This window comes from Flexivirga endophytica (assembly GCF_014640635.1).
Classification (GTDB): domain Bacteria; phylum Actinomycetota; class Actinomycetes; order Actinomycetales; family Dermatophilaceae; genus Flexivirga; species Flexivirga endophytica.
Genome location: NZ_BMHI01000004.1, coordinates 138,483 through 161,038 on the forward strand (window position 1 = coordinate 138,483; position 22,556 = coordinate 161,038).

Genomic DNA, 22,556 nt, shown 5'->3' on the forward strand with positions numbered 1-22,556 from the left:
TCGTCGATAGGTCCGTCCGCAGGACGGCCAGCAAAGTCAACAGCAACGTCGAAGGCGGTCATCCTCGCTCGAGGGTGACCGCCTTTCGCGTGCGTGTCTGGGGGTTGCGGGACTCCTGGCTCAGAAGTTCGCGGCGACGGGTGCTTCGGCGTCGTCGGTGGTCGCGCCGCGTCGGGACGCCAGGATCTCGTGCACCGACCGGAGCCGGGGCGCGCGGGCCGTCGGCTGCTCCGGGCGGACGGCACGGCCCAGCACCGACTGCAGCGTCAGCTCCAGCGCCTTGCCACTGCTTGCCCAGTCGAAGCTCAGCGCGTGTTCGCGAGCCGCGCGACCGAACGCGGTCCGCAGGTCGTCGTCGCGCAGCAGGACGTCGACCTGCTCGCGCATCTCCTCGGGCGTGTGAGCCAGCAGGCCGGTCTCGCCGTGCAGCACCGACTCGGTCGGGCCGCCGGCATGGGCGAACGCCAGCGCCGGTGTCTCGTGCAGTCCCGCCTCGACGATCGTCAGCCCCCAGCCCTCCTTGTGCGAAGGCATCAGCATCAGCCAGGAGCGGCCGAGCAGCCTGTGCTTGGTCGCGTCGTCGACAAAACCGTGGAAGTCGACCCGGTCCAGCACGCCGCGCGCGGTCGCGTGCCGCACGAGTTCTTCATGCCAGTAACCGGCGCCGATGATGTCCAGCCGAAGCTGCGGGTGCTCGTCCTGCAGGTCAGCGAGGATGTCGATCGCCGTCTCGACCTGCTTGTGCGGAACCAACCGGCCGAGCACGGTCATCACCGGGTGGGGGCTGTGCGGATGCATCGTGCCGTGCTCCAGCTGGGCAGGGCGGTCGTTGCCGGAGTAGACGATGTCGATGCGCTCACGATCGATGCCGAGCTCCACCAGGTCGTCGCGACTGGCCTGGGACACCGTCACGTAGCGGCAGTTGCGGTAGACCTTCGGCGCGACCTTGGACTCCAGGAACCAGCCGAACCGCGCCAGTTTCGGACCGAAGATCACATGCCACTGGTCGCGGTGCACGTGGTGCGTGACGTTGACGACCGGCAGGCGGGCAAGCAGCGGCGCCCAGAACGGCACGCCGTTCTGGACATCGATGACGATGTCGAAGTCCTGGCGGTGGCGGGCGGCATACAGCAACCCGGCCGCATAACAGGTGAATCGTCCGCCCCTGCGGACCACGCCGACCGCGCCGTGCTGGTCCCTGGGCTGCGCGCCGGGGAAGCGGCTGGTGACGATGGTGACCTGGTGGCCCAGCTCGGTCAGCACCTCGGCGGTGCGCTCGGTGAAGGTCTCGGCGCCGCCGGCTTCCGGGTTGTCCCGGTCCCGCCACGAGAGATAGAGCACCCGCAAAGGTGGTCCTGCCTCGTCGGAACGAGAGCGCACGTGGCCTCCAGTCGGTGTGTGTGGCGCCGGACACATGCGAACCGGCACCGGTAGAGTAGCGCCGAATGCTACCCGTTGGTAACTGGAGGTTCGTGCGTGTCCGACGAGGTGGCCCATCGAATGTGTGAAATCTGCGGAAATCGCACGGCGCGACTGCCGCTGCGTGGCGGCGGCTCGCTCACGCAGTGCCTCGACTGCGGGCACCTGACCCGGGATCTGGCCGCCGCGCCCGCCGCGCATCGCGATCATGCGTATGGCGGAGAGCCGACCCTGGACGTCTGGCGGCTCGCCCTGACCCATCGTCTGCTGACGAAGGGCGGCACGCCGCCGCGGTCGGTCTTCGAGGTCGGATACGGCTCGGGTGCGTTGTTGCGTCGATTCCTGAACGACGGTGCGCGGGCCGCCGGCACCGACCCGGACCAGCTCGAGGTCGACGTCGACCCGGTCGTCCGCGAGCGCGCCGAGCTGTATGACGTGCCGATCGAGCAACTGGCCGCGACCGTCGACCCGGTCCAACTCGTCTACGGCATTCACGTGCTGGAACACGTGCTCGATCCGATGCGCACGCTCCGACACTCAGCCGACCTGCTGGCGCCCGGCGGAGTTGTGCAGTTCCTGACCCCGGCCGGGGACAGCGACGGCCTGCGCGCCTACGGCGGGGCCTGGTGGATGCTCGAGGACCCGACCCACGTCCGGTTCTTCAGCGCCGAGAGCCTGCGTCGCGCGGCAGCGTCCGTAGGGTTGGTCGATGTGCGCGTGACTCGACCTGCCCTGGACAGTCTGGTGACCGATGTCGCCAGCCTGGCCCGGCTCACCCGACCGAGGAAGCGACCGCACGGCGTGCTCGCCCAGCGCTCGGTGCTGGCCGCCGGGCTGGCGTCCGCACCGGTGGTGCTCGCGGCGCGTGCCCTCCGCCCCACACTGCGGCCGACGCTGCACCTGACCGCTCGAAGGCCCGGCTGATGGAGCGTGGCATCGGACGGTCCGTCCGCCTCTTCCGCGCTTTCCTCGTCGAGCAGACCGAGCCGGAGGTCTTCTACGGCACCCTCGCCCGTGACTCGTGCGAGCTGCTCGCCGAGCTGACCACTCTCGACGGCGCCCGGGTGCTGGACGTCGGGGCCGGACCTGCCGAGTTCGCACACGAGTTCCGCGCGGCGGGGGCGACATACGTCCCGATCGACCACGACCCGTCGGTGTCGTCGGTGCGCGACGGCGGCGTCGTCGCGACCGCGGAGGCGCTGCCTTTCGCCGACGGATCCGTCGACGTGGTCTTCAGCAGCAATCTCTGGGAGCACGTCCGCGCGCCCGAGCATGCGGCCGACGAGATGGTGCGCGTCGTGCGACCCGGCGGTCTGGTCTTCCTCTCCTACACCAACTGGCTGTCGCCATGGGGTGGCCATGAGACCTCGCCGTGGCACTGGCTCGGCGGAGAGCGCGCGGTCCGGCGTTACACCCGCAAGCAGGGCCACCCTCCGAAGAACACCGTCGACCGGACCCTCTTCCGGGTCAGCGTGGCGCAGGGCCTGCGGTGGGCCGAGAACAACCCCGACGTCGAGGTGCTGGCCGCTCGGCCGCGCTACCTGCCGGATGTCGCGCGTCATGTGCTGCGGGTGCCGGGGCTGCGCGAGATCGTCACCTGGAACCTGTTGCTGATCCTGCGTCGCCGATGACGGACGCCGACACGCAGCCGAGGGAGCGCGCGCCGCTGGGCCGTGCCGCCGTCGAGCGGCTGCAGTTGTGGCTGGTCCTCGCGGTGCTGGTCGTGTTGCCGTGGCTGATCTCGCCCGGGCGGACCCAGCCGGACACGAAGATCGACCTCACCCTGTCACCGTGGCGTTACCTCGGGCGCTCGCTGGACGCCTGGAACACCCATGCCGGGCTCGGCGAGTTGCAGAATCAGGCCTACGGCTACCTCTTCCCGATGGGGCCGATCTTCGGCGTATGCCGGTCCCTGGACGTCCCCGCCTGGGCGACTCAGCGGGTCTGGTGGACAGTGTTGCTGGTCGTGTCGTTCCTCGGCGCCCAGCAGCTGCTGCGCCGGCTCGGGGTGGCGGGAGCGGTGCCCGCGCTGGTCGGCGGGGCGGCATACGCGCTGGCTCCGCGGATGCTCACCGTGCTACCGGTCATCTCGGTCGAGGCCTGGCCGATGGCGCTCGCTCCCTGGCTCGTGATCGCGGTGCTGCCGCTGGTGCGCCGTGAGTTGCCCCGTGCCGAGCTGATCCGGGCCCTGTCGCTCGCCGGGGTGTTGACGGCCGCGCTCGGCGGGGTCAACGCGACCGCGTCGGGGATCGTGCTGGCACTGCCCTTCGCGTTCCTGCTGACGCACCCGATCGGACGACGCCGGCTGCTGCCCTGGCTGGGTGCGGTGCTGCTCGGCGCACTGTGGTGGCTGCTGCCACTGCTGGTGCTGGGCAAGTACGCCTACCCGTTCCTGGACTACATCGAGACGTCGTCGATCACGACCGCCGTCACGTCTGTGCCGAACGTGCTGCGCGGCGCCGACGACTGGATCGCCTACATCCTGGACAGCGCGGATCACCCCGTCTGGCAAGGCGGTTGGGTGCTTGCGCAGTCCGTCACGGCGATCCTTGCGACCGGGCTCGTTGCTGCGATCGGCTGTTGGGGCCTGCTACGGCAGCGCGGGCACCTGGGGCGCTGGACGCTGCTGTGCGCGGTCGGCGCCACGCTCTTCATGGTGCTCGGTCACGGTGGAACGGTCGGCAGCCCGTTGTCGGAGACGGTCCGCGGACTGCTCGACGGCTCACTCGCACCGTTGCGCAACATCCACAAGGCAGACCCCGTGCTGCGCCTGCCGCTGGTGATCGGCTTCACCGCGGTCCTGCAACGGGTCACCGTGTCGCGGCGGGAGCGTGACCGCTTCGTGCCGGTGCTGCTCGCCCTCTCGGTCGCGCTCGCGGCAACACCGATCTGGCAGGGGCGCGTCGGTGCGTCGGACGCGTATGGCGCCATACCCACGCAATGGACGCAGGTGGCGCACGAGATCGACCGAGCGGCAAAGGAGTCCGGCGGCTCGACGATGCTGCTGCCCAACTCCCGCACCCCCACCTACACCTGGGGCAGCACCACCGACGAACCGCTGTCGGCTCTGGCCACCTCATCGGTGGTGACCCGGGAGGCGGCACCACTGGGGATCCCGGGGTCGACGCGGATCCTGGACGTCGCGGACGAGCTGGCGGCGTCGGGGGAGTCGCAGCCGAGCCTGGCCGCCGGACTGGCGCGACTGGGGATCACCAGGGTCGTGCTCCGCCGCGACCTGGCGACCTCGGTGAAGGCCCAGCCGTGGCGCAAGGTGCAGCAGACGCTGAGTCGGTCGCCCGGCTTCCGGGTCGCCGCCACCTACGGCACCGGTCGCTCCGCGCTCACCGTGTATGACGTGACGGTCGCGTCGGACACGGGAGCATCCCTCTACGGTGCGACACCGGTCACCGTCGCGGGCGGTCCGGAGTCGCTCTTCGACCTGTACACCGCCGGGCTGCTGTCCGCGCAGCAGTGGATGCGACTGGATCCGAGGCCGTCCGGCGACGCGGCTGTTGTCACCGACACAATGCCCTGGCGCGCCTACAACAACGGCGTACCGACGGCCTTCGCCTACGGCCCGGTGCTGACCCGTGGCGACGACACCCCGACGCACATCGGAGCGAAGGACCTGCTGCCGGCGGGTGACCCGGCACAGCAACCCGCGCGTGAGTGGATCGGCTGGAGTGGCCTCGCCGTGTCCTCATCGGCGGCGGATCCGTTCGCGCAGCACTACCTCGGCGTGCACGACGGGCCGGCGTCGGCCTTCGACGGCGACGTCACCACGGCCTGGCTGGCCGGCGACCACGAAGCGACGGCATCGCTCACCGGGGTGTTGCCCGGCCGAGAGGTCTCGACACTTCGACTGCACCTCGCCGGCCGCAAGCAGCACGCCACGCTGCCGTCCCACGTGCGGGTGCAGGTGGGGGACCGCAGCATCTCGATTGCCGTGCGTGGACGCACCGAGCTGACGCTGCCGGTGCCGGCGACTCGTGCGGGCACGGTGTCCGTGCAGCTGACCGCACCGCCCGATGCGGTCGACCCGGTGTTGGGCATCGTCGAATTGCGTGTCGACGGAACCAAACTGGGATCGGTCATCGACGTGCCACAGCAGGTCGACCTCACACACCAGGCACTGCTGCTGCACCGGCTCCCCGAGGACGGCGCAACCATCACCCGGCAGGTGCACATCACCGCGAGTGGGTCGATGCCGGCGACCGTGTGGCTGCGCTCCTCCGGTGGCTCGGTGTCGGCTTCGTGCGGTGCTGCCGGTGAGATCACCGTGCGTGCAACCGATGGCAAGACTCAGCGGATTCCGTTGCGGCTCAAGGACTCCGGACCGGCCGCCGAGGGCGAGCTCGTCGAAGCGACCACCTGCAAAGCACGCTGGTCGAGTAGGGCGAGGAACGAGCCCGTATCGAGACCGAGTGCGGCTGTCATCAGCATCGCCGGAAAGCCGGGCCTCACACCGCAACTCGCGACGTTCGGCACGCGCCCGACAGTGTCCGCCGCCGAACGCGCTGTCACGTCCGTCAGCGGCGACTCCGGCGAGCGCGTCGTCCGGATCGGCGCCGGTGCCCCAGGGGTCGTCGCGTTGAGCGAAGGCTTCAACGCCGGCTGGCACGCGACCGCCGGTTCCGGCCGTTCACTGCAACCGGTCGAGGTCGACGGCTGGCGGCAGGGCTTCCGCGTGACCAGCAAGGACGCCGACACGATCACGCTGCGCTTCATTCCGACCACACCGCAGCGGCTCGGACTGCTGGGCGGCGGGCTCGTCGCAATCGCACTGCTGCTGACGTTCCTGGCAGCGGCATACGTATGCCGAAGAACTGGGCACACTTCGACTTCCCGAATGACGGCTCTCTCGGCGAATGACGGTGCAATCAAGCCGTCACTCGCCGAGAGAGCCGTCATTCGGCCAAGAAGGGCGATGCCTGGCCCGGGCAGCGGAGCGGTGGGAGCCGCTGCAGCGGTGCTCGTCGGGTTCCTGGCCGCCGGACCGGCAGGGCTGATCGCGGGTCTCGTCGTCGCGGCGGTGCCGGTGCGCTGGTTGCGCCATACAGCCGGCGGCGCAATGGTCGCCGCTGCGATCGCGCTGGCGTTCTTCGGGGTGGTCGACGCGCAGTCGACCGGAGCCGTCGCGGGTCAGCTGCTCGGCACGGTCACACTGAGCGCGCTGGCACGCGCGGGGTGTGTGTTCGGCGGTGCGCCCAGCGCAGCACCGGACGCTCCAGCAGCGACGCCGACGCCCACGCGAGCAGCACGCTGAAGACCAGCACTGCGAAGAGCACCGCGCTGAACGGGCCGGTGAAGAGCGCCCAACCCGACGCCAGGTAGATCACCTGCAGCACGAGCACGTGCCAGAGGAAGACGCCGTAAGAGATGTCGCCGAGGAACCGGTTGACGGGGGAGTCCGCGATTGCGGTCCACCGCTCGTCCGACGGTCCCCGGACCGCAGCGAGCAGCAGCAACAACGCGAGCAGCGTGTAGAGGATCTCCTTTGCTGCCGCCTGCCCGACGGTCGGCGCGTGCAGGTCGCGCGGTCCGGCGATGTCGCTCGAGGCGATGAGGTAGACCACGGCCGCGGCGCCCAGCCAGGTGCCGACACCGATCTCCTGCAGCCGATGAAGGTCTCCGCGCCGCACCGCGACGGCCAGTGCCGCACCGGCCGCGAACCAGGCAGCGTGTCCCAGCACGCTGGTGCCCAACACTCCCGCGTGCGTGGTCGGGCCGGCCTGCGTCCACACCGCAACCAGTGCCTGTATGGCGACACCGGCGACTCCGACGCCACCGAGCACGCCGTAGACGGACCGGCCGGACCGCCGCAGCAGCCGGCCGAGTGCGGTCCCGATGACCGGCACGAGGAGATAGAACGTCGCTTCGGTCGTCAGGCTCCAGGTCTGGCTGAACGACTGGTACGACGTGTCGGCATACCCCTGGACCAGCAGCAGGTGCGCCACGATCTTGCCGATGCCGCCGAGTCCGCCGCCGCCGACCGCACCCCAGGTGCCGGCCACCAGCAGTACGGCGATGAGCGCGACCAGATAGGCGGGCATGATGCGGGCGGCACGGCGCACGGCATACACGCCGGTCGACTGTCGCTCGGCGACGCCGGAGCCGACCTCGATCCACGGACGCAGCAGCAGGAAAGCACTGATCCCGAAGAAGACCGCGACGCCGCTGTCGCCGCGTGCGAGCAGTCCGCCGGACAGGTCGAGGCCGTCGGCGCCGGTCCAGAAGCCGACGTGCGAGAGCAGCACCAAGAGCGCGGCCAGCCCGCGCAAGCCGTCGATCAGCCGGTAGCGCGCCATGCTTCCTCCCTCCGCGGGTCGTCGGTGGCTACTCTGCAGTAGATTTCACCAGCACGCACCTTCCGAAGGCCCCGAGGATTCCATGACCGCACGCGAGACCGCACGCGACCCGCTGCCGGCCGACACGTCGATCGATCACAGCCGACCGGTGCTTCGTGCCCGGGCGCCGCTGCGGATCTCGTTCGCCGGCGGCGGCACCGACGTGACGCCCTTCCCGCAACGTGAGGGCGGTGCCGTGCTCTCGGCGACGATCTCCGCATTCGCGTTCAGCACGCTGCGCCCCCGCACCGACGGTCAGGTCACCGTGCGATCACTGGACTACGGCACTTCGATCGGCTTCGGCATCGACGAGCCGGTCGAGTATGACGGCAAGCTCGACCTGCCGAAGGCCGCCATCAACCGGGTCCGCGACATCGAGGGAGCTCGCCCGTCCGGCGGCTTCGACCTGTTCCTGCACACGCAGGCCCCTCCTGGCTCGGGTCTCGGGTCGTCCAGCGCGGTGATGGTCTCGGTGATCGGGCTGGTCGCCCAGCACTGCGGTCTCGACCTGACGCCATACGACGTGGCAGAGCTGGCCTACCGGCTCGAGCGCGAGGACCTCGCGATCCCGGGCGGGTCCCAGGACCAGTACGCCGCCGCCTTCGGCGGTTTCAACTACATCGAGTTCAAGCGCGACCAGGTGATCGTCAACCCGTTGCGCGTGCGGGACGACACGGTGCACGAGCTGGAGCACAACATGCTGCTGGCGTTCACCGGCAACACCCGGGTGAGCGATCACATCATCGAGGACCAGCGATCGCGCTACGAGACCGGCAACGCCGAGGCGTTGGAGGGGCTGCGCGCCCAGAAGGAACTCGCCGAGCAGATGAAGGTCGCGCTGGTCCGCGGCGAGGTCGACGGCTTCGGCCGTCTGCTCGGGCAGGCGTGGGCACAGAAACGCAAGATGTCCGACCGCATCTCGACACCGCTGATCGATCAGGCCGTGGCGACGGCGCTCGACTCCGGTGCGCTCGGCGGCAAGGTCACCGGTGCCGGCGGCGGTGGTCACCTGGTCTTCGTGTGCGAGTTCGAGCGCCGGCACATCGTCGCCCAGAAACTCTTGGAGCTCGGACTGACACTGTCCGAGATCACCTTCAGCCAGCACGGTGTCACCACCTGGAGAGGACAGCACTGATGCCCACCGGACACGCGCTGCACGATGTCGCGCCCGAACGCCGCGGACCGGCGGTCGCCCAGCGTCAGCAGCAAGGACTGGCCGCCTGGGCGCAGCTGTCCCGCTCGCTGGCCGAGCCCGAGCTGGTCGCGCAGGTGGACGCCGCCGGCACAGCCCTGCTCGACGCCCTCGTCGACGGTGGCACGCTGCTGGTCGCCGGCAACGGCGGTAGCGCCGCCATCGCCAGCCACGTGGCCGCGGAGTTCATCGGCAAGTGCATCCTCGACCGGGCGCCGCTGCCCGCGGTCAACCTCGCCGAGTCGCTCAGCTCCATCACCGCGGTGGCCAACGATTACGCGTATGACGAGACGTTCGCCCGCGGGATCGGCGCGCTCGGACGGCCCGGCGACGTGCTGCTCGCGATGAGCACGAGCGGCGCGAGCCGCAACATCCTGCGCGCACTCGAGGTGGCCAAGGAGCAGGACATGCTGACGATCGTGCTGACCGGCAGCCAGGGGAGTGGGCTGGCCGGCCGGGCTGATCACGTACTGGTCGTGCCGTCGACGGAGACACCGCGCATCCAGGAGGCACACATGCTGTGGACGCACGTGTGGTGCGAAGCGGTCGACGTCGTCTGCCAATGAGGTCGGAGGCGACGGTGTTGTCGGATGCCGAGTTGCTCGGCGAGTGCCGTGCGCCGATCGCCCGACCTGCCGGGTCCGCGCACGCGCCGTACGACGTGCTGCTGCTGGACCGGGACGGCACCGTCAATGTGCACCGGCCGGGGTACGTCGACGACCCCGCCGACCTGGTGCTGCTGCCGGGTGCGGCGGACGCGATCGCGACGGCGAACCGCGCCGGGACCGCGGTCGTGCTGGTCACCAACCAGCGCGGCGTCGCGACCGGCGCGCTGACTCGTGTCCAACTACTGCGGGTGCACCGGCGCCTGGTCGCCGAGCTGGCACGCGCGGGTGCGTCCCTGGACGCCATACAGGTGTGTCCGCATGGGCACGGCGGGTGTGATTGCCGTAAACCGCGCGGCGGCCTCGTCCGGGAGGCATTGCGGCGCGCCCCGTGGGCGACCCGCACGCGGTGTGTGCTGCTCGGTGACCAGCCCGGCGATCTCGATGCTGCGGCCGCGGCGGGCGTTACCGCAGTCCGTGTCGACGACGCAGAATCGTCTCTGCAGGTGGTCGTGCAAAAAATGTTTCGAGGTCACGGATCGTCGGTGTGACACAACTCGCACGGTTACTGCTACTGTCCGGTAAGTTCCAGCTCACAACCGGAGGTCAGACCAGTGCGGAAATCCGCGATCGTGATCGGATTTGGCGCGTTCTTCGTGACCATGGCGCTCCTGCTGAAGTTCTATGCGTTCGACAGGTTGGCCGTCATTCCGGCAGACCAGAACACCAAGCAGGTTGCCGTTGACAAGAACGCCTACATCTTCGACGCCGGCACCTTGAAGTTCCACCACACGACGCTCACCACCACGGTCGGCGCGGTGGCGCAGAAGGACGCGAGCGACAAGTTCGGCCACAACTCGGTCATCTTCAGCAAGTGGCAGTACTCCACGATCCCGCAGACCAAGACGCCGCAGACCGCGTCGACGGAGAAGTTCGCGGTCGACCGGCACACCGGCAAGATCATCAAGTGGAGCGGTGACGAGGAGAACGGCAAGGCCATCGAGCACAAGGGCTACACCGTCAAGTTCCCGTTCGGCGCCAAGAAGACGACGTATCCCTACTGGGACGCGAACATCAAGAAGACCATGAACATGAAGTACGCCGGGACCGACAAGCTCGACGGCCTCGAGGTCTACCGCTACGAAGGCACTGTCCCGCGGCAGACGCTGGCGACCCAGCCGACGAAGGACACCCCCGGCTTCCTGTTCGGCGGCGCCAAGAGCAGCCCCGGCGTCAAGGCCGACTACACCTACTCCAACGACCGCAAGATCTGGGTCGAGCCGAAGACCGGTGCGTTCATCAAGGTGAGCGAGGGTCAGAAGCAGTGGTTGACCGACCCGAAGACCGACAAGTCGGTGCAGGTGCTGCAGACGACCTCGGTGTTCGACAAGGCGACCGTGAAGGCCAACGTCGACGAATACAAGGGCAAGGCGTCGCAGCTAAAGGCTCTGAAGATCGCTCCCTGGGCGCTGGGCATCCTCGGCGTTCTGCTGCTCGTCGGCGGCGCCGTGATGGCCGCGCTGATCGCTCGCCGCAACAGCGGCGACGAGCAGTACGACGGTGACGACTACTACGAGGACGACAACCGGGACGACGAGACCCAGGCCGGCGTCGCCGGGCTGCTGGGCGACGACGACTCGACCCAGCCGACCTCGCGCAGTGCGAGGCGCCTGGACAACGAGTCCTGACGCCTGACCTCCAGATACATCTCGGCGGCTTCTTCGCCGAGTGACGGTCCTGACCGGCCCGGCACTCGGCGAGGGAGCCGTCAGTCGTGTCGGGGTTTCCGGGCGACGAAGATCGCCGTGCCGGGGATGACCCGGCCGCGAGTCGGCGACCAGCCGCCCCAGACCTGCGCGTTGCGGTCCGGCCACTCGGGTTCGACCAGATCGACGAGCGACAGTCCCGATGCGGCGATCTCGCGGATGCGGTCGCCGAGGGTCCGATGGTGCTCGACGTATGTCGCGGTGCCGTCGTCGCCCTCCTCGACATACGGCGTGCGGTCGAAGTACGACCGGTCGGCCACCAGACCCTCCGGTCCCGGTGCGTCCGGGAACGCCCAGCGGATCGGGTGCGTGGTGGAGAAGACGAACCGGCCGCCCGGGCGCAGCACGCGCGCCGCCTCGCGCATGATCGCGCCGCTGTCCGCCACGAACGGCACTGCGCCGTATGCCGTGAAGGCGACATCGAAGGACGCGTCGGCGAACGGCAACGCCATGGCGTCGCACTGGGCGAGCGGCAGGCGGCGGCCGGACCGTTCATCGATCAGCGCGCCCTGCCGCAGCATCCCGGCCGACAGGTCGGTCGCCACGACCCGGGCATGCTGCGCGGCGACATACCGGCCGCCCTGTGCGGCGCCGGCGCCGATCTCGAGGACGTCCCGACCGGCCAGCGGACCGAGCAGGCCCAGCTCCGACTCGGTCAGTCCCTCCGGGCCCCAGACGAGTTCGCTGTCACCGAGGAAATCGCCGTGCTCCGCGTAGTAGGCGACCGCCTCTTCGTCCCACCAGCTGCGATTGGCCGTCCGTGTCTCGCCGGTGCCGGCGGTGCGGCGTCCGACTCCGAAGCCGTCCATCAGGCTGTCCATCGATCAGGTCGCTCCTTTTGACCCAGCTGTGGACGGGCCGATAGGATCAATACGCGTACGCATGTGCGTGTCAGGGGTTTGTCTGCTCGACGCTGGCTCCGGCCAGTGTCGCGACGTCATTCCAACACACATTGTCCACATCTAGAGTCCACCGAAGGTTTCCTACTACATGACTGCCACCACCACCTCCCAGGTCGCGATCAACGACATCGGATCCGAGGAGGAGCTGCTCGCCGCCATCGACGCGACGATCAAGCACTTCAATGACGGCGACATCGTTGACGGTGTCATCGTCAAGGTCGACCGGGACGAAGTCCTCCTCGACATCGGCTACAAGACCGAGGGCGTCATCCCCTCGCGAGAGCTGTCCATCAAGCACGACGTCGACCCGAATGAGGTCGTGGCGGTCGGCGATGAGGTCGAAGCCCTCGTTCTCCAGAAGGAGGACAAGGAAGGCCGCCTCATCCTGTCCAAGAAGCGCGCACAGTACGAGCGCGCCTGGGGGACCATCGAGACCATCAAGGAAGAGGACGGCGTCGTCACCGGCACCGTCATCGAGGTCGTCAAGGGCGGCCTCATCCTGGACATCGGCCTGCGCGGCTTCCTGCCGGCATCGCTGGTCGAGATGCGTCGGGTCCGCGACCTCCAGCCGTACGTCGGCAAGGAGATCGAGGCCAAGATCATCGAGCTCGACAAGAACCGCAACAACGTGGTCCTGTCGCGTCGCGCGTGGCTCGAGCAGACTCAGTCGGAGGTCCGCACGACCTTCCTCAAGGAGCTGCAGAAGGGTCAGGTCCGCACGGGTGTCGTCAGCAGCATCGTCAACTTCGGTGCGTTCGTCGACCTCGGTGGCGTCGACGGTCTGGTGCACGTCTCCGAGCTGTCCTGGAAGCACATCGACCACCCGTCCGAGGTCGTCGAGGTCGGCGACGAGGTCACCGTCGAGGTGCTGGACGTCGACATGGACCGCGAGCGCGTCTCGCTGTCGCTGAAGGCGACCCAGGAAGACCCGTGGCAGCACTTCGCTCGCACCCACGCCATCGGCCAGGTCGTGCCGGGCAAGGTCACCAAGCTGGTGCCGTTCGGTGCGTTCGTCCGTGTCGAGGACGGCATCGAGGGTCTGGTCCACATCTCCGAGTTGGCCGAGCGCCACGTGGAGCTGCCGGAGCAGGTTGTCCAGGTCGGCCAGGAGATCTTCGTCAAGGTCATCGACATCGACCTCGAGCGTCGCCGCATCTCGCTGAGCCTCAAGCAGGCCAACGACGAGGCCGCAGCCGCGACCGAGTTCGACCCGACGCTCTACGGCATGGCCGCGGAGTACGACGAGCAGGGCAACTACAAGTACCCCGAGGGCTTCGACCCCGAGTCGGGCGAGTGGCTCGAGGGCTACGAGACCCAGCGCGAGGTCTGGGAGAAGCAGTACGCCGAGGCGCACTCCCGCTACGAGGCGCACCAGGCGCAGATCGAGCAGGCACGCAAGGACGACGCGGAGGCTGCCGCCACCGCTGCGACCTCCGGTTCGACCTCCTACTCCTCGGAGTCGTCGGACAACGCTCCGGCCTCGTCGCCCGCTCAGTCGGCTTCGCCGGCTGCAGCACCGGCCGAGGGCACGCTCGCCTCGGACGAGGCGCTCGCCGCCCTGCGCGAGAAGCTCACCGGCAACTGAGCTGACCGCCAGCAGTAGCTGAGCAACCGAAAGCCCCTGGAACCATGTGGTTCCGGGGGCTTTCGTCATACCAGGACATGCGGCGTGCACAACCGGCAACGGTCGGTGGTTAGGCTCGCGCGCTCGGAGCCTTCTTCGGGAAGAACGTGTAGCTGAACGAGATGACGGCGTCGATCGCGAGCACGAGCGTCCACAGCTGCAACGTGTTCAGTAGCGCCTCGGTGCGCGACGCGTCGTGTATGGCGACGATCGCCAGTCCCAGCAGCGCCGCACCGACGGCATACGCGCGCAGGTGCGCGTACCAACCGGAGCGCTCGAAAGCGGCTCGCGCCGCGCCATACTTCGGCTTCGGTGCCGGGGGAGGCCCGCCTGCGAAACGGTGCGCGAAGCGCACGTCCGCCCACTGCAGCATGCGATGTCCGAAGCCGACGGACACACCGATGTAGATGGCAGCCAGTCCGTGCGCTGCGGTGGCTTCGCCTCCCTGCTGGAGGTCCAGCACGGTGGCGATCAGGAGGACCAGATCGACTGCGGGTGCGAGTGCGAGGAGCACATTCGAAAGACGTTGTCGCCGCAGGAGATACCGGCAGCTGAGGCCGGCCAGGAGGAACAGCCAGAAACCGATCTCGCACGCGACGATGACCCCGATGAGCACCGCGAACCCCTTGATATCGCACGGTCGTGACAAATACAAAATAGCACGATCGTGTGATAAAACCAGAGCATGCCGAAGGTCGTGGATCACGACGCGCGTCGCAGTGAGATTGTCGACGCCGTGATCGGCGTGGTGCATCGCGACGGTTACGGGGGAGTGTCGGTGCGAGCGGTCGCCGAGGAGGCCGGCTGGTCCACCGGCGCGATCCGGCACTACTTCGCCAGTCAGCCGGAGCTGATCGCGTTCGCGATGGCCGACCTGGCCGAGCGCGCCCGGGTGCGCATCGACCGTCGCGGGCAGCACGCCACCGATCTGGATGGTCTCGTCGCCCTGCTCGAGGAGGTGCTGCCGCTCGACGCGACGCGGCGTGCCGAGTCCGAGATGTGGCTAGCCCTGGCCATCGCCGCGCGCACCGAGCCCGAGCTCGCAACCGTATGGCGGGACGTCCAGGGTCAGTTGCGCGGCTTGATGGAGTCGTGCGTGCTGATGCTCGCGGAGGTGAGTGGCCGAGCGCTCGACATACGCACCGAGACCCAGCGACTGCACGCCCTGATCGACGGTCTGGCGCTGCACGGCACGCTCTCACCACGGCTGTCCGCAGCGCGGATGCGAGCCACGTTGCGCGCGCATCTCACCCAGCTGGCCGGCTGCCGGTAGCTCTGGCCGGTCGGTTCAGTGTTGGTGCGGCTCCGTCTCGCCGAGCGCACGCAGCGCCAGGGTCGAGTGCGCGTAGGCGCCCCCGGCCCGCATCTCCGCGGCCACCCAGATCGACTCCATGATCTCTTCCGGGGTGGCGCCCTTGCGCTTGGCCAGCTTGGTGTGGCCGTCGATGCAGTAAGGGCACTGGGTCGTGTGTGCCACGGCCACCGCGATCAGCTGCTTGGTCTTCTCGTCGAGCGCGCCCTCGGCGAACACCGCTTTGCTGAAGGCCGTGAACGCCTCGTACGGACCGGGCGCGAGTTCCTTGCGTCGCTGGTCGATCTCGCGGGTGGCGGGTTCGTAGAGGCTCTCGGCCATGGCAGGCATCCCTTCGGACGGATCGGGCTGGTCCTTTCACGTTAGACCGCGGCGATCGGTCGCGCGCTGGACCCCCGTTCCACTGCATTAGAGTCTGGCGCGTGCTCTACGTGGGACTCAGCGGAGGGATCGGCTCCGGCAAGTCGACGGTGTCGGCGCGCTTCGCCGAACTCGGCGCGGTCGTCATCGACGCCGACCAGCTCGCCCGCGAGGTGGTGGACAGGGGCAGTGACGGACTGGCAGAGATCGCAACACGTTTCGGCCAGGAGGTGCTTCTGCCCGACGGGTCACTGAACCGTCCGGCGCTCGGCGCGATCGTGTTCGCCGACGAGCGAGCACGTCGAGACCTCGAGGCCATCACCCATCCACGGGTCCGCGATCTCACCGAGCGTCGCCGCGAGTCGGCACCGCGCGACGCGATCGTCGTGCATGACGTGCCGCTGCTCGTCGAAGCGGGCCTCGCCCCCGATCATCATCTGTCCCTCATCGTCGACACCACGGCCGAACGTCGCGCGGGACGTCTGATCCGGGACCGCGGTATGACGCAGCAGGAGGCCTCGAACCGGATCGCTGCACAGGCCACGGACGAGCAACGGTATGCCGTCGCCGATGCGCTCCTGGACAACAACGGCACCCGTGAGGAAGTGCTGCAACAGGTGGAAACGCTGTGGCGGGAACGCCTTTCGCCATACAACGACAACCTGCTGGCTGATCGCGGCGTACGCCGACCACTGCCGACACGGCTCGCCGAACCGAACCCCGCGTGGCCGCTCGTCGCGGAACGTGCGACAGCGCGGCTCTCGCGCCACCTCGACACCGCCGGGCTGGGCGAGCGAGTGGCCGGCATCGAGCACATCGGCTCCACGAGCGTTCCCGGGCTGGTCGCCAAGGACGTGATCGACCTGCAGGTCCGGGTCGACGACCTCGAGCTCGCCCCGACGACCGGGTTCCGCGATGCGTTGCGCGCCGCCGGCTTCGTCGAGGGCCGTCGCAACCGGGACACCGTGCATGCCTGGGCGCCCGACCCGCTGCAGTGGGAGAAGTACTACTTCAACGGTGCCGACCCGGAGGTCGTCCATCACCTGCACGTGCGGCAGACGGATGGTCCCGGCGCGGACACCGCACTGCTCTTTCGTGACTGGTTGCGCGCGAACCCAGTCGAACGCGACGCGTATGCCGCCGAAAAACGACGACTGGCCGGGTTGCACCCGGGCGGCACGGAAGCGACCCGTGGCGATTACCCGCAAGCGAAGGAGCCATGGATCGCGGCGGCACTGCTGCGCGCGCGATCCTGGCGGGAGACCACGGGCGGCCAGGTAACGAAGTAACACACTTCGGTCGTGTCCCGCGATTGTTACCCCCGCGTCGACGATCGGCGCACTAATGTTCAGGCCGTGTTGTGCATCGTCGATGAAGCTGTGCGCTCGTGACCGCATCTTCCGACGCCTCCTCGGTGGCGCCGCGATCCGGTCCGTCGGCTCCGGTGGGGCCGCCACCACGGCGCAGTGGCCGTCCGTACGGCGAGTGGCTGCTCGCCGCGGGCCTGTTGCTGCCCAACCTGGTGCTGCTGGTGATCTTCACCTACCGGCCGCTCGTGGACAACTTCCGCCTCTCGTTCACCGACTGGAACATCGCAGCCCCCGTCGCGCACTACATCGGTTTCGAGAACTACAAGACGTGGTGGCACGACCCCAACTCGCACGAGGTACTGCGCAACACCCTCATCTTCACCGTGTGCGCGGTCGGCATCTCGATGGTGCTCGGTCTGGCGCTGGCGATCCTCCTGGACCAGAAGCTGCGCGGCCGCAACCTGGTGCGGTCGGCGATCTTCGCGCCGTTCGTGATCTCCGGTGCGGCGGTCGGCATCGCGTTCCAGTTCGTCTTCGATCCCAACTTCGGCATGCTGCGCGACCTGTTCCATCGCATCGGGATCCAGGTGCCGGACTTCTATCAGCGGCCGGGATGGGCACTGGTGATGGTGACCACGACCTACGTCTGGAAGAACCTCGGCTACACCTTCGTGATCTATCTGGCCGCCCTGCAGGGACGCCGGGCCGACCTCGACGAGGCTGCGGAGATCGACGGTGCGTCCGCGTGGCGGCGGTTCCACAAGGTGCTGCTTCCGCAGCTGCGGCCGACGACGTTCTTCCTGTCGATCACCGTGCTGCTCAACTCGGTCCAGGTCTTCGACATCATCAACGTGGAGACCAGGGGAGGCCCGCAGGGGTATGGCACGACGACACTCGTCTATCAGGTCTACCGGGAGACCTTTGTCAACAGCAAGGCCGGGTATGGCGCGACGATCGCCACCATCATGTTCGTGATCCTGTTGATCATCACGGTGATCCAGGTCCGGGTCATGGATCGAGGGATGCACCGTGACTGACACAGCAGCGGTGACCGGGTTCGACTCGGACGAGAAACCGACCGGCGCGCACAACGCGGAGGCCGCCAGTTTCGGTGGCACCGGGATGAAGATCGCCGGCTACGTGGGCATGGTGCTGGTCTTCCTGGTGGTGGCGGGTCCACTTTTCTGGATCGTGGTGACCTCCGTCAAGGAGCGACCGGACATCTACACCCAGCCCGCTCAGTGGTGGCCGGCACACCCGACGTCGGACGGCTACCACTCGGCCACGACCGCGATCCCGTTCTGGGACTACTTCCGCAACTCGGTGATCATCACCGCGATCCTGTCGATCGCCAAGATCGTGCTGGGCGTGATGAGCGCCTATGCGCTGTCGCTGATGCGTTTCCCGGGGCGGAACCTGCTGTTCGTGGTCATCATCGCCGCGTTGATGGTGCCGAACCAGATCACCGTCATCTCCAACTACGCGCTGGTCAGCCAACTCGGCTGGCGCAACACCTATCAGGGCATCATCATCCCGCTGGCCGGTGTCGCCTTCGGGACATTCCTGATGCGCAACCAGTTCCTCTCGGTGCCGGGCGAGATCATCGAAGCGGCTCGCCTGGACGGAGCCGGGCCGCTGAAACTGCTCTGGCGGGTCGTGCTGCCGATGTCCTGGCCGACCTTGATCGCGTTCTCGATCATCACCGTCGTCAACGAATGGAACGAGTACCTCTGGCCGTTCCTGATGTCCGACGACAGTCGCAGTGGCACCTTGCCGATCGGGTTGACCCACCTGCAGAACAACGACGGCATCACCAACTGGGGTCCGGTGATGGCGGCCACCGTGCTGGCGATGTTGCCGGTGCTCATCGTGTTCCTCGCACTGCAACGTCACATGATCAAGGGCCTGACCGCCGGTGCGGTCAAGGGCTGAACTTCGAAGAAGGAGCAATCACATGTCTGGTTTGACTCGCCGCGGGTTCCTCGGCGCAGCAGGAGGCGCCGTGGCCGCGACCGGCCTGGCAGCCTGCGCCGGGACCGGCTCGGACTCGTCCGGCAAGGGCGGTAAGGGCGGCGGTGAATCAAACACCATCGACTTCTGGAGCAACCACCCGGGCACGTCGACCGCCACCGAGAAGAAGATCATCGCGGAGTTCGAGAAGAAGTACCCCGACCTGAAGGTGAAGCTCACCGACGCGGGCAAGGACTACGAAGAGGTCGGGCAGAAGTTCAACGCGGCCCTGGCCGGTGGCAACCTGCCGGACGTGATCGTGGCCTCCGACGTGACGTGGTTCAACTTCGCGCTGAACAACCGGTTCACGGACATCGACGCGCTCTTCAAGAAGGAGGGCCTGTCGACGGACGACTACGTCGAGGGCCTGTACGGCGACTATGAGTACCAGGGCAAGCACTACGCGATTCCCTACGCCCGCTCGACGGTCCTCTTCTACTACAACAAGGACGCCTTCAAGAAGGCCGGCCTGCCGGACCGCTCGCCGAAGTCCTGGGACGAGTTCACCCAGTGGGCACCGAAGCTGCAGGCGGCCATGGGCGGCGGCAAGCACGCACTGATCCTGGACGACGGTGCGGATTACCTGGACTGGACCTTCCAGTCCATCGCGTGGTCGTACGGCGGAGGCTATTCCAAGGGTTGGAAGACAACGTTCAGCGACCCGAAGACGATCAAGGCCGCCACGGTGCTGTCGGACTGGGGCAAGAAGGGCTGGGTGAAGACGTCCGCCGATTCCGCGAGCGACTTCGGTGCGGGTCTCGGTGGAGTTCTGCTGGAGTCGACCGGTGACCTCGGCGGCTTCAAGGAGCTGCCGTTCGAGTTGGGCGTCGGTTTCGTGCCTGCTCCGGGTGGCGTGAAGTGCTGCCCGACGGGTGGCGCGGGTCTGGCGATTCCGGAGGGGCTCTCGGCGAAGCGGAAGGCGAATGCCGCGAAGTTCCTGGAGTTCCTGACCAATGCCCAGAGCACGGTGACCTTCACCCAGGCGACCGGTTACATGCCGGTGCGCAAGTCGGCACTGAAACTCCCCGCCGAGGTGGCATACCTGAAGAAGAACCCGAACTTCAAGGTCGCCGTCGATCAACTCCCCAAGACACGGCCGCAGGACAACGCCCGCGTCTTCGTGCCCGGTGGCGGCGCGACGATCGGCCAGGCCCTGGACAAGATCATCGCCGGCGCGAACGTCGAGTCGACGATGAAGGGACTCGACAAGACCATCACCAAGGCGTACGAGTCGCAGGTGAAGCCGAAGCTCAAGGCCTGACCATGAAGTGTGATTTCGAACGGACACAGCGAGCTGAGGCTGCGTTGGTAGGGCGGCAGCTTGCTGACGCGCCTGCCAACGCAGAATAAGCCGATGGCATCGGTGTATTTCGACGCCGCGACCCGGCGGCACAAGGGAAACTCGGAGCCCTCGGTGGACAGCGTCACGCTGGACATCGAGGACGGCGAATTCCTCGTGCTCGTCGGGCCGTCGGGCTGCGGGAAGTCGACGACGCTGCGCATGCTGGCCGGTCTGGAGCCGGTCGACGAGGGCCGGATCCTGATCAATGGACACGATCAGAAGGGCGTGCGCCCGCGCGACCGTGACGTGGCGATGGTGTTCCAGAGCTACGCGCTCTACCCCAACATGTCGGCGGAGGAGAACATGGCGTTCGCCCTGCGCAACGCGGGGGTGAGCAAGGCCGACGCCCATGCACGGGTGATGGAGGCGGCGCAGATCCTCGAGTTGGAGAAGCTGCTCAAGCGCAAGCCGGGTCAGCTCTCCGGTGGCCAGCGGCAACGCGTGGCCATGGGGCGCGCCATCGTGCGCAATCCGAAGGTCTTCTGCATGGACGAACCGTTGTCCAACTTGGACGCCAAACTGCGTGTGTCGACCCGCGCCCAGATCGCGGCGCTCCAGCGACGGCTCGGTGTGACGACGGTCTACGTCACGCACGACCAGACCGAGGCAATGACGATGGGACACCGGGTCGCAGTGTTGCGGGACGGCGTCCTGCAACAGGTGGACACTCCGGAGGCGCTCTACGACCACCCGGTCAACACCTTCGTCGCGGGTTTCATCGGCTCGCCGGCGATCAACCTCATCGACGCGACGGTGCAGGACGGACGGGCCGAGTTCTTCGGTGCCGCAATACCGTTGGAGCGCGACAAGCTCGGAGCGGCGGAGCGGGTGACGGTCGGCATACGACCCGAGTCCTGGACGATCGGCGACTCACTCGCCAAGAACGGCGTGGCGCTCAAGGTGGAGTTGGTCGAGTCCCTCGGCGCAGAGGTGTTCGTCTATGGCAAGCCGGAGGCTGCCGGCGAGGACGGTCCGCGGCTGACCGTGCGCACGGACAAGAAGCATCGGCCGCGCGATGGTGAGATCGTGCGGGTGACGCCGGCAACGGAGGAGGTCCACGTCTTCGACGCGGGCTCCGGCGCCCGGCTCTGACGCTCCGCACGGACCTGCGGGTCACGGGGCGGTTCGTGCTCGCGGTCGTCGTGGTCGGCGTGCTGACCGGCATCGTCGGTGCGTTGCTGACGCTGCTGCTTCACGCTGCTCAGCACCTGGTCTTCGGTGCGGACGGCACGTCGTTCGCCCAAGACGTGCGCCTCGCCTCTCCACCTCGTCGGTTGATCGGCATGACGATAGCCGGCGCCATGATCGGACTCGCCTGGTGGCAACTGCGTCGCCGGATGCGGGTGGTGCGGGTGCGCGAGGCTATGGCCGACCCGTCGCAGCGGCTGCCGTTCCGATCCAGCGCCCTGGACGCGATCACGCAGATCGTCGCAGTCGGTGCCGGGGCATCGCTCGGGCGTGAGGGCGCGCCCCGGCAGGTGGCGGCAGCTGTGGCCGAGTCGGTCGCAACGCGTCTCGGATTCGACGCGCCGCATCGTCGTGTGCTGCTCGGTTGTGCGGCCGGTGCGGGTCTCGCGGCCGTCTACAACGCGCCTGTCGCAGGTGTCCTCTTTGCCGTCGAAATCGTATTGGTCTCAGTCGATTACGTGGCGATCGCCAGTGCTGCGCTGATGTCCTGCATCGCGGTGGTCGTGGCGTGGCCGGTGGTCGGCTGGAACGCCGTCTACCAGCTCGGCACCCATCGGACCGCGTCGGACGTGTGGGTCTGGGCGCTGGTCGCCGGACCGGTGTGCGCGGTCGCTGGACTGGGTTTCAACCGATTGATGGACGCGGCGCGGTGGAATGCGCCGACGCGTCCCGATCGCCTGCTGCCGGTGCGGGTGACCGTAGCGATGGCGCTGGTCGGTCTCGTCGCGATGTCCCTGCCAGGAGTGACCGGGAACGGCAAGAGCGTCCTGGAGGCACTGGTCGGCCGTGGCGGTCTGTCGGCAGGGGTGCTGGTGGCGTTGCTGCTCGGGAAACCGCTGTTGACGGCGGTCTGCCTGCGCGGAGGACTGGTGGGCGGACTGATCACACCGTCGATGGCGACCGGCGGTGCTCTCGGCGCGCTTGTCGCGCTCGCGCTCGGCCATGACCAGGGCGGCACTTCGATGATCGTCTGCGCGATGGTGGGCGCCGCCGCGATGCTGGCGACGACGCAGCATGCACCGATCATGGCCGGCGTCTTCATGCTCGAGGTCTCCCAGGCGCCACCGACCCTGTGGGGTCCGGTGGTGCTGGCCGTTGCCGGAGCATGGCTGACCTCGAGATTGATCGCCCGATGGAAAGTAGTTGGTTCAAACCAATAGTTGTGTGTATACAATGGTT

At 68.0% G+C, this 22,556-nt stretch carries 20 protein-coding genes; 15 read left to right on the plus strand and 5 right to left on the minus strand.

Annotated features, from left to right (window positions below; translation table 11 throughout):
- Window positions 1-120: 120 nt before the first annotated feature.
- Window positions 121-1,380 carry a glycosyltransferase family 4 protein gene (locus IEX71_RS12640; protein WP_229749697.1) on the minus strand — a complete coding sequence of 420 codons (1,260 nt, stop codon included), beginning with the start codon at window positions 1,378-1,380 and terminating at the stop codon, window positions 121-123.
- Between the two features lie 120 nt (window positions 1,381-1,500).
- On the opposite strand from IEX71_RS12640, the gene IEX71_RS12645 reads away from it, so the two are divergent.
- The 3 genes from IEX71_RS12645 to IEX71_RS12655 are packed head-to-tail and all read left to right on the plus strand — an operon-like array spanning window position 1,501 to window position 6,685.
- Window positions 1,501-2,343: a class I SAM-dependent methyltransferase gene (locus IEX71_RS12645; protein ID WP_188837406.1), complete on the plus strand. Its 843-nt coding sequence runs from the start codon at window positions 1,501-1,503 to the stop codon at window positions 2,341-2,343.
- Window positions 2,343-3,050: a class I SAM-dependent methyltransferase gene (locus IEX71_RS12650; RefSeq protein ID WP_188837407.1), complete on the plus strand. Its 708-nt coding sequence runs from the start codon at window positions 2,343-2,345 to the stop codon at window positions 3,048-3,050. Before IEX71_RS12645 ends, IEX71_RS12650 begins: the two co-directional genes overlap by 1 nt.
- Window positions 3,047-6,685 carry an alpha-(1->3)-arabinofuranosyltransferase domain-containing protein gene (locus tag IEX71_RS12655; RefSeq protein WP_188837408.1) on the plus strand — a complete coding sequence of 1,213 codons (3,639 nt, stop codon included), beginning with the start codon at window positions 3,047-3,049 and terminating at the stop codon, window positions 6,683-6,685. Before IEX71_RS12650 ends, IEX71_RS12655 begins: the two co-directional genes overlap by 4 nt.
- Here the strand turns inward: IEX71_RS12655 and IEX71_RS12660 are convergent.
- Window positions 6,579-7,727, minus strand: coding sequence for an acyltransferase family protein (locus IEX71_RS12660; RefSeq protein WP_188837409.1), 1,149 nt, complete (start codon window positions 7,725-7,727; stop codon window positions 6,579-6,581). The genes IEX71_RS12655 and IEX71_RS12660 overlap by 107 nt on opposite strands.
- Window positions 7,728-7,809: 82 nt before the next feature.
- On the opposite strand from IEX71_RS12660, the gene IEX71_RS12665 reads away from it, so the two are divergent.
- From IEX71_RS12665 to pgfA, 4 genes are all read left to right on the plus strand, one after another.
- Window positions 7,810-8,901 (plus strand): GHMP family kinase ATP-binding protein, encoded by a 1,092-nt coding sequence (locus IEX71_RS12665; RefSeq protein ID WP_188837410.1) that lies wholly within the window; start codon window positions 7,810-7,812, stop codon window positions 8,899-8,901.
- The gene (locus tag IEX71_RS12670; protein ID WP_188837411.1) at window positions 8,901-9,524 is read left to right on the plus strand and encodes a D-sedoheptulose-7-phosphate isomerase; all 624 of its coding nucleotides are present in this window, start codon (window positions 8,901-8,903) and stop codon (window positions 9,522-9,524) included. Before IEX71_RS12665 ends, IEX71_RS12670 begins: the two co-directional genes overlap by 1 nt.
- Window positions 9,525-9,538: 14 nt before the next feature.
- Window positions 9,539-10,114 carry a D-glycero-alpha-D-manno-heptose-1,7-bisphosphate 7-phosphatase gene (locus tag IEX71_RS12675; protein WP_188837412.1) on the plus strand — a complete coding sequence of 192 codons (576 nt, stop codon included), beginning with the start codon at window positions 9,539-9,541 and terminating at the stop codon, window positions 10,112-10,114.
- A gap of 63 nt (window positions 10,115-10,177) precedes the next feature.
- Window positions 10,178-11,251, plus strand: a complete 1,074-nt coding sequence (gene pgfA / locus IEX71_RS12680; RefSeq protein WP_188837413.1) for a cell envelope lipid trafficking protein PgfA — start codon at window positions 10,178-10,180, stop codon at window positions 11,249-11,251.
- Window positions 11,252-11,331: 80 nt separating this feature from the next.
- On the opposite strand, the gene IEX71_RS12685 is transcribed toward pgfA, so the two are convergent.
- Window positions 11,332-12,150 (minus strand): class I SAM-dependent methyltransferase, encoded by an 819-nt coding sequence (locus tag IEX71_RS12685; RefSeq protein ID WP_373284623.1) that lies wholly within the window; start codon window positions 12,148-12,150, stop codon window positions 11,332-11,334.
- Between the two features lie 169 nt (window positions 12,151-12,319).
- Between IEX71_RS12685 and rpsA the strand changes: the two genes are divergently transcribed.
- Window positions 12,320-13,816 carry a 30S ribosomal protein S1 gene (gene rpsA, locus IEX71_RS12690; protein ID WP_188837414.1) on the plus strand — a complete coding sequence of 499 codons (1,497 nt, stop codon included), beginning with the start codon at window positions 12,320-12,322 and terminating at the stop codon, window positions 13,814-13,816.
- A 109-nt stretch (window positions 13,817-13,925) separates the two neighbouring features.
- On the opposite strand, the gene IEX71_RS12695 is transcribed toward rpsA, so the two are convergent.
- The gene (locus IEX71_RS12695; protein ID WP_188837415.1) at window positions 13,926-14,471 is read right to left on the minus strand and encodes a hypothetical protein; all 546 of its coding nucleotides are present in this window, start codon (window positions 14,469-14,471) and stop codon (window positions 13,926-13,928) included.
- 69 nt (window positions 14,472-14,540) lie between these two features.
- On the opposite strand from IEX71_RS12695, the gene IEX71_RS12700 reads away from it, so the two are divergent.
- Window positions 14,541-15,128: a TetR/AcrR family transcriptional regulator gene (locus IEX71_RS12700; protein WP_188837416.1), complete on the plus strand. Its 588-nt coding sequence runs from the start codon at window positions 14,541-14,543 to the stop codon at window positions 15,126-15,128.
- 15 nt (window positions 15,129-15,143) lie between these two features.
- On the opposite strand, the gene IEX71_RS12705 is transcribed toward IEX71_RS12700, so the two are convergent.
- Window positions 15,144-15,488, minus strand: a complete 345-nt coding sequence (locus tag IEX71_RS12705) for a carboxymuconolactone decarboxylase family protein (protein ID WP_188837417.1) — start codon at window positions 15,486-15,488, stop codon at window positions 15,144-15,146.
- Between the two features lie 101 nt (window positions 15,489-15,589).
- On the opposite strand from IEX71_RS12705, the gene coaE reads away from it, so the two are divergent.
- The 6 genes from coaE (at window position 15,590) to IEX71_RS12735 (ending at window position 22,537) form a co-directional block, all read left to right on the plus strand.
- Window positions 15,590-16,816 carry a dephospho-CoA kinase gene (gene coaE, locus IEX71_RS12710; protein ID WP_188837418.1) on the plus strand — a complete coding sequence of 409 codons (1,227 nt, stop codon included), beginning with the start codon at window positions 15,590-15,592 and terminating at the stop codon, window positions 16,814-16,816.
- Window positions 16,817-16,914: 98 nt separating this feature from the next.
- Complete coding sequence (locus IEX71_RS12715) at window positions 16,915-17,874, plus strand: carbohydrate ABC transporter permease (protein ID WP_229749698.1); 960 nt, start codon at window positions 16,915-16,917, stop codon at window positions 17,872-17,874.
- Entirely contained in the window at window positions 17,867-18,769 is a 903-nt protein-coding gene (locus IEX71_RS12720; RefSeq protein WP_229749699.1) for a carbohydrate ABC transporter permease, read from the plus strand. The genes IEX71_RS12715 and IEX71_RS12720 overlap by 8 nt, the downstream gene beginning before the upstream one ends.
- 22 nt (window positions 18,770-18,791) lie before the next feature.
- A complete protein-coding gene (locus tag IEX71_RS12725; protein ID WP_188837419.1) occupies window positions 18,792-20,108 on the plus strand; it encodes an ABC transporter substrate-binding protein in 1,317 nt (438 codons plus the stop codon).
- A gap of 93 nt (window positions 20,109-20,201) precedes the next feature.
- A complete protein-coding gene (locus IEX71_RS12730) occupies window positions 20,202-21,281 on the plus strand; it encodes an ABC transporter ATP-binding protein (protein ID WP_188837420.1) in 1,080 nt (359 codons plus the stop codon).
- Between the two features lie 35 nt (window positions 21,282-21,316).
- Window positions 21,317-22,537 carry a chloride channel protein gene (locus IEX71_RS12735; protein ID WP_188837421.1) on the plus strand — a complete coding sequence of 407 codons (1,221 nt, stop codon included), beginning with the start codon at window positions 21,317-21,319 and terminating at the stop codon, window positions 22,535-22,537.
- Window positions 22,538-22,556: the final 19 nt, after the last annotated feature.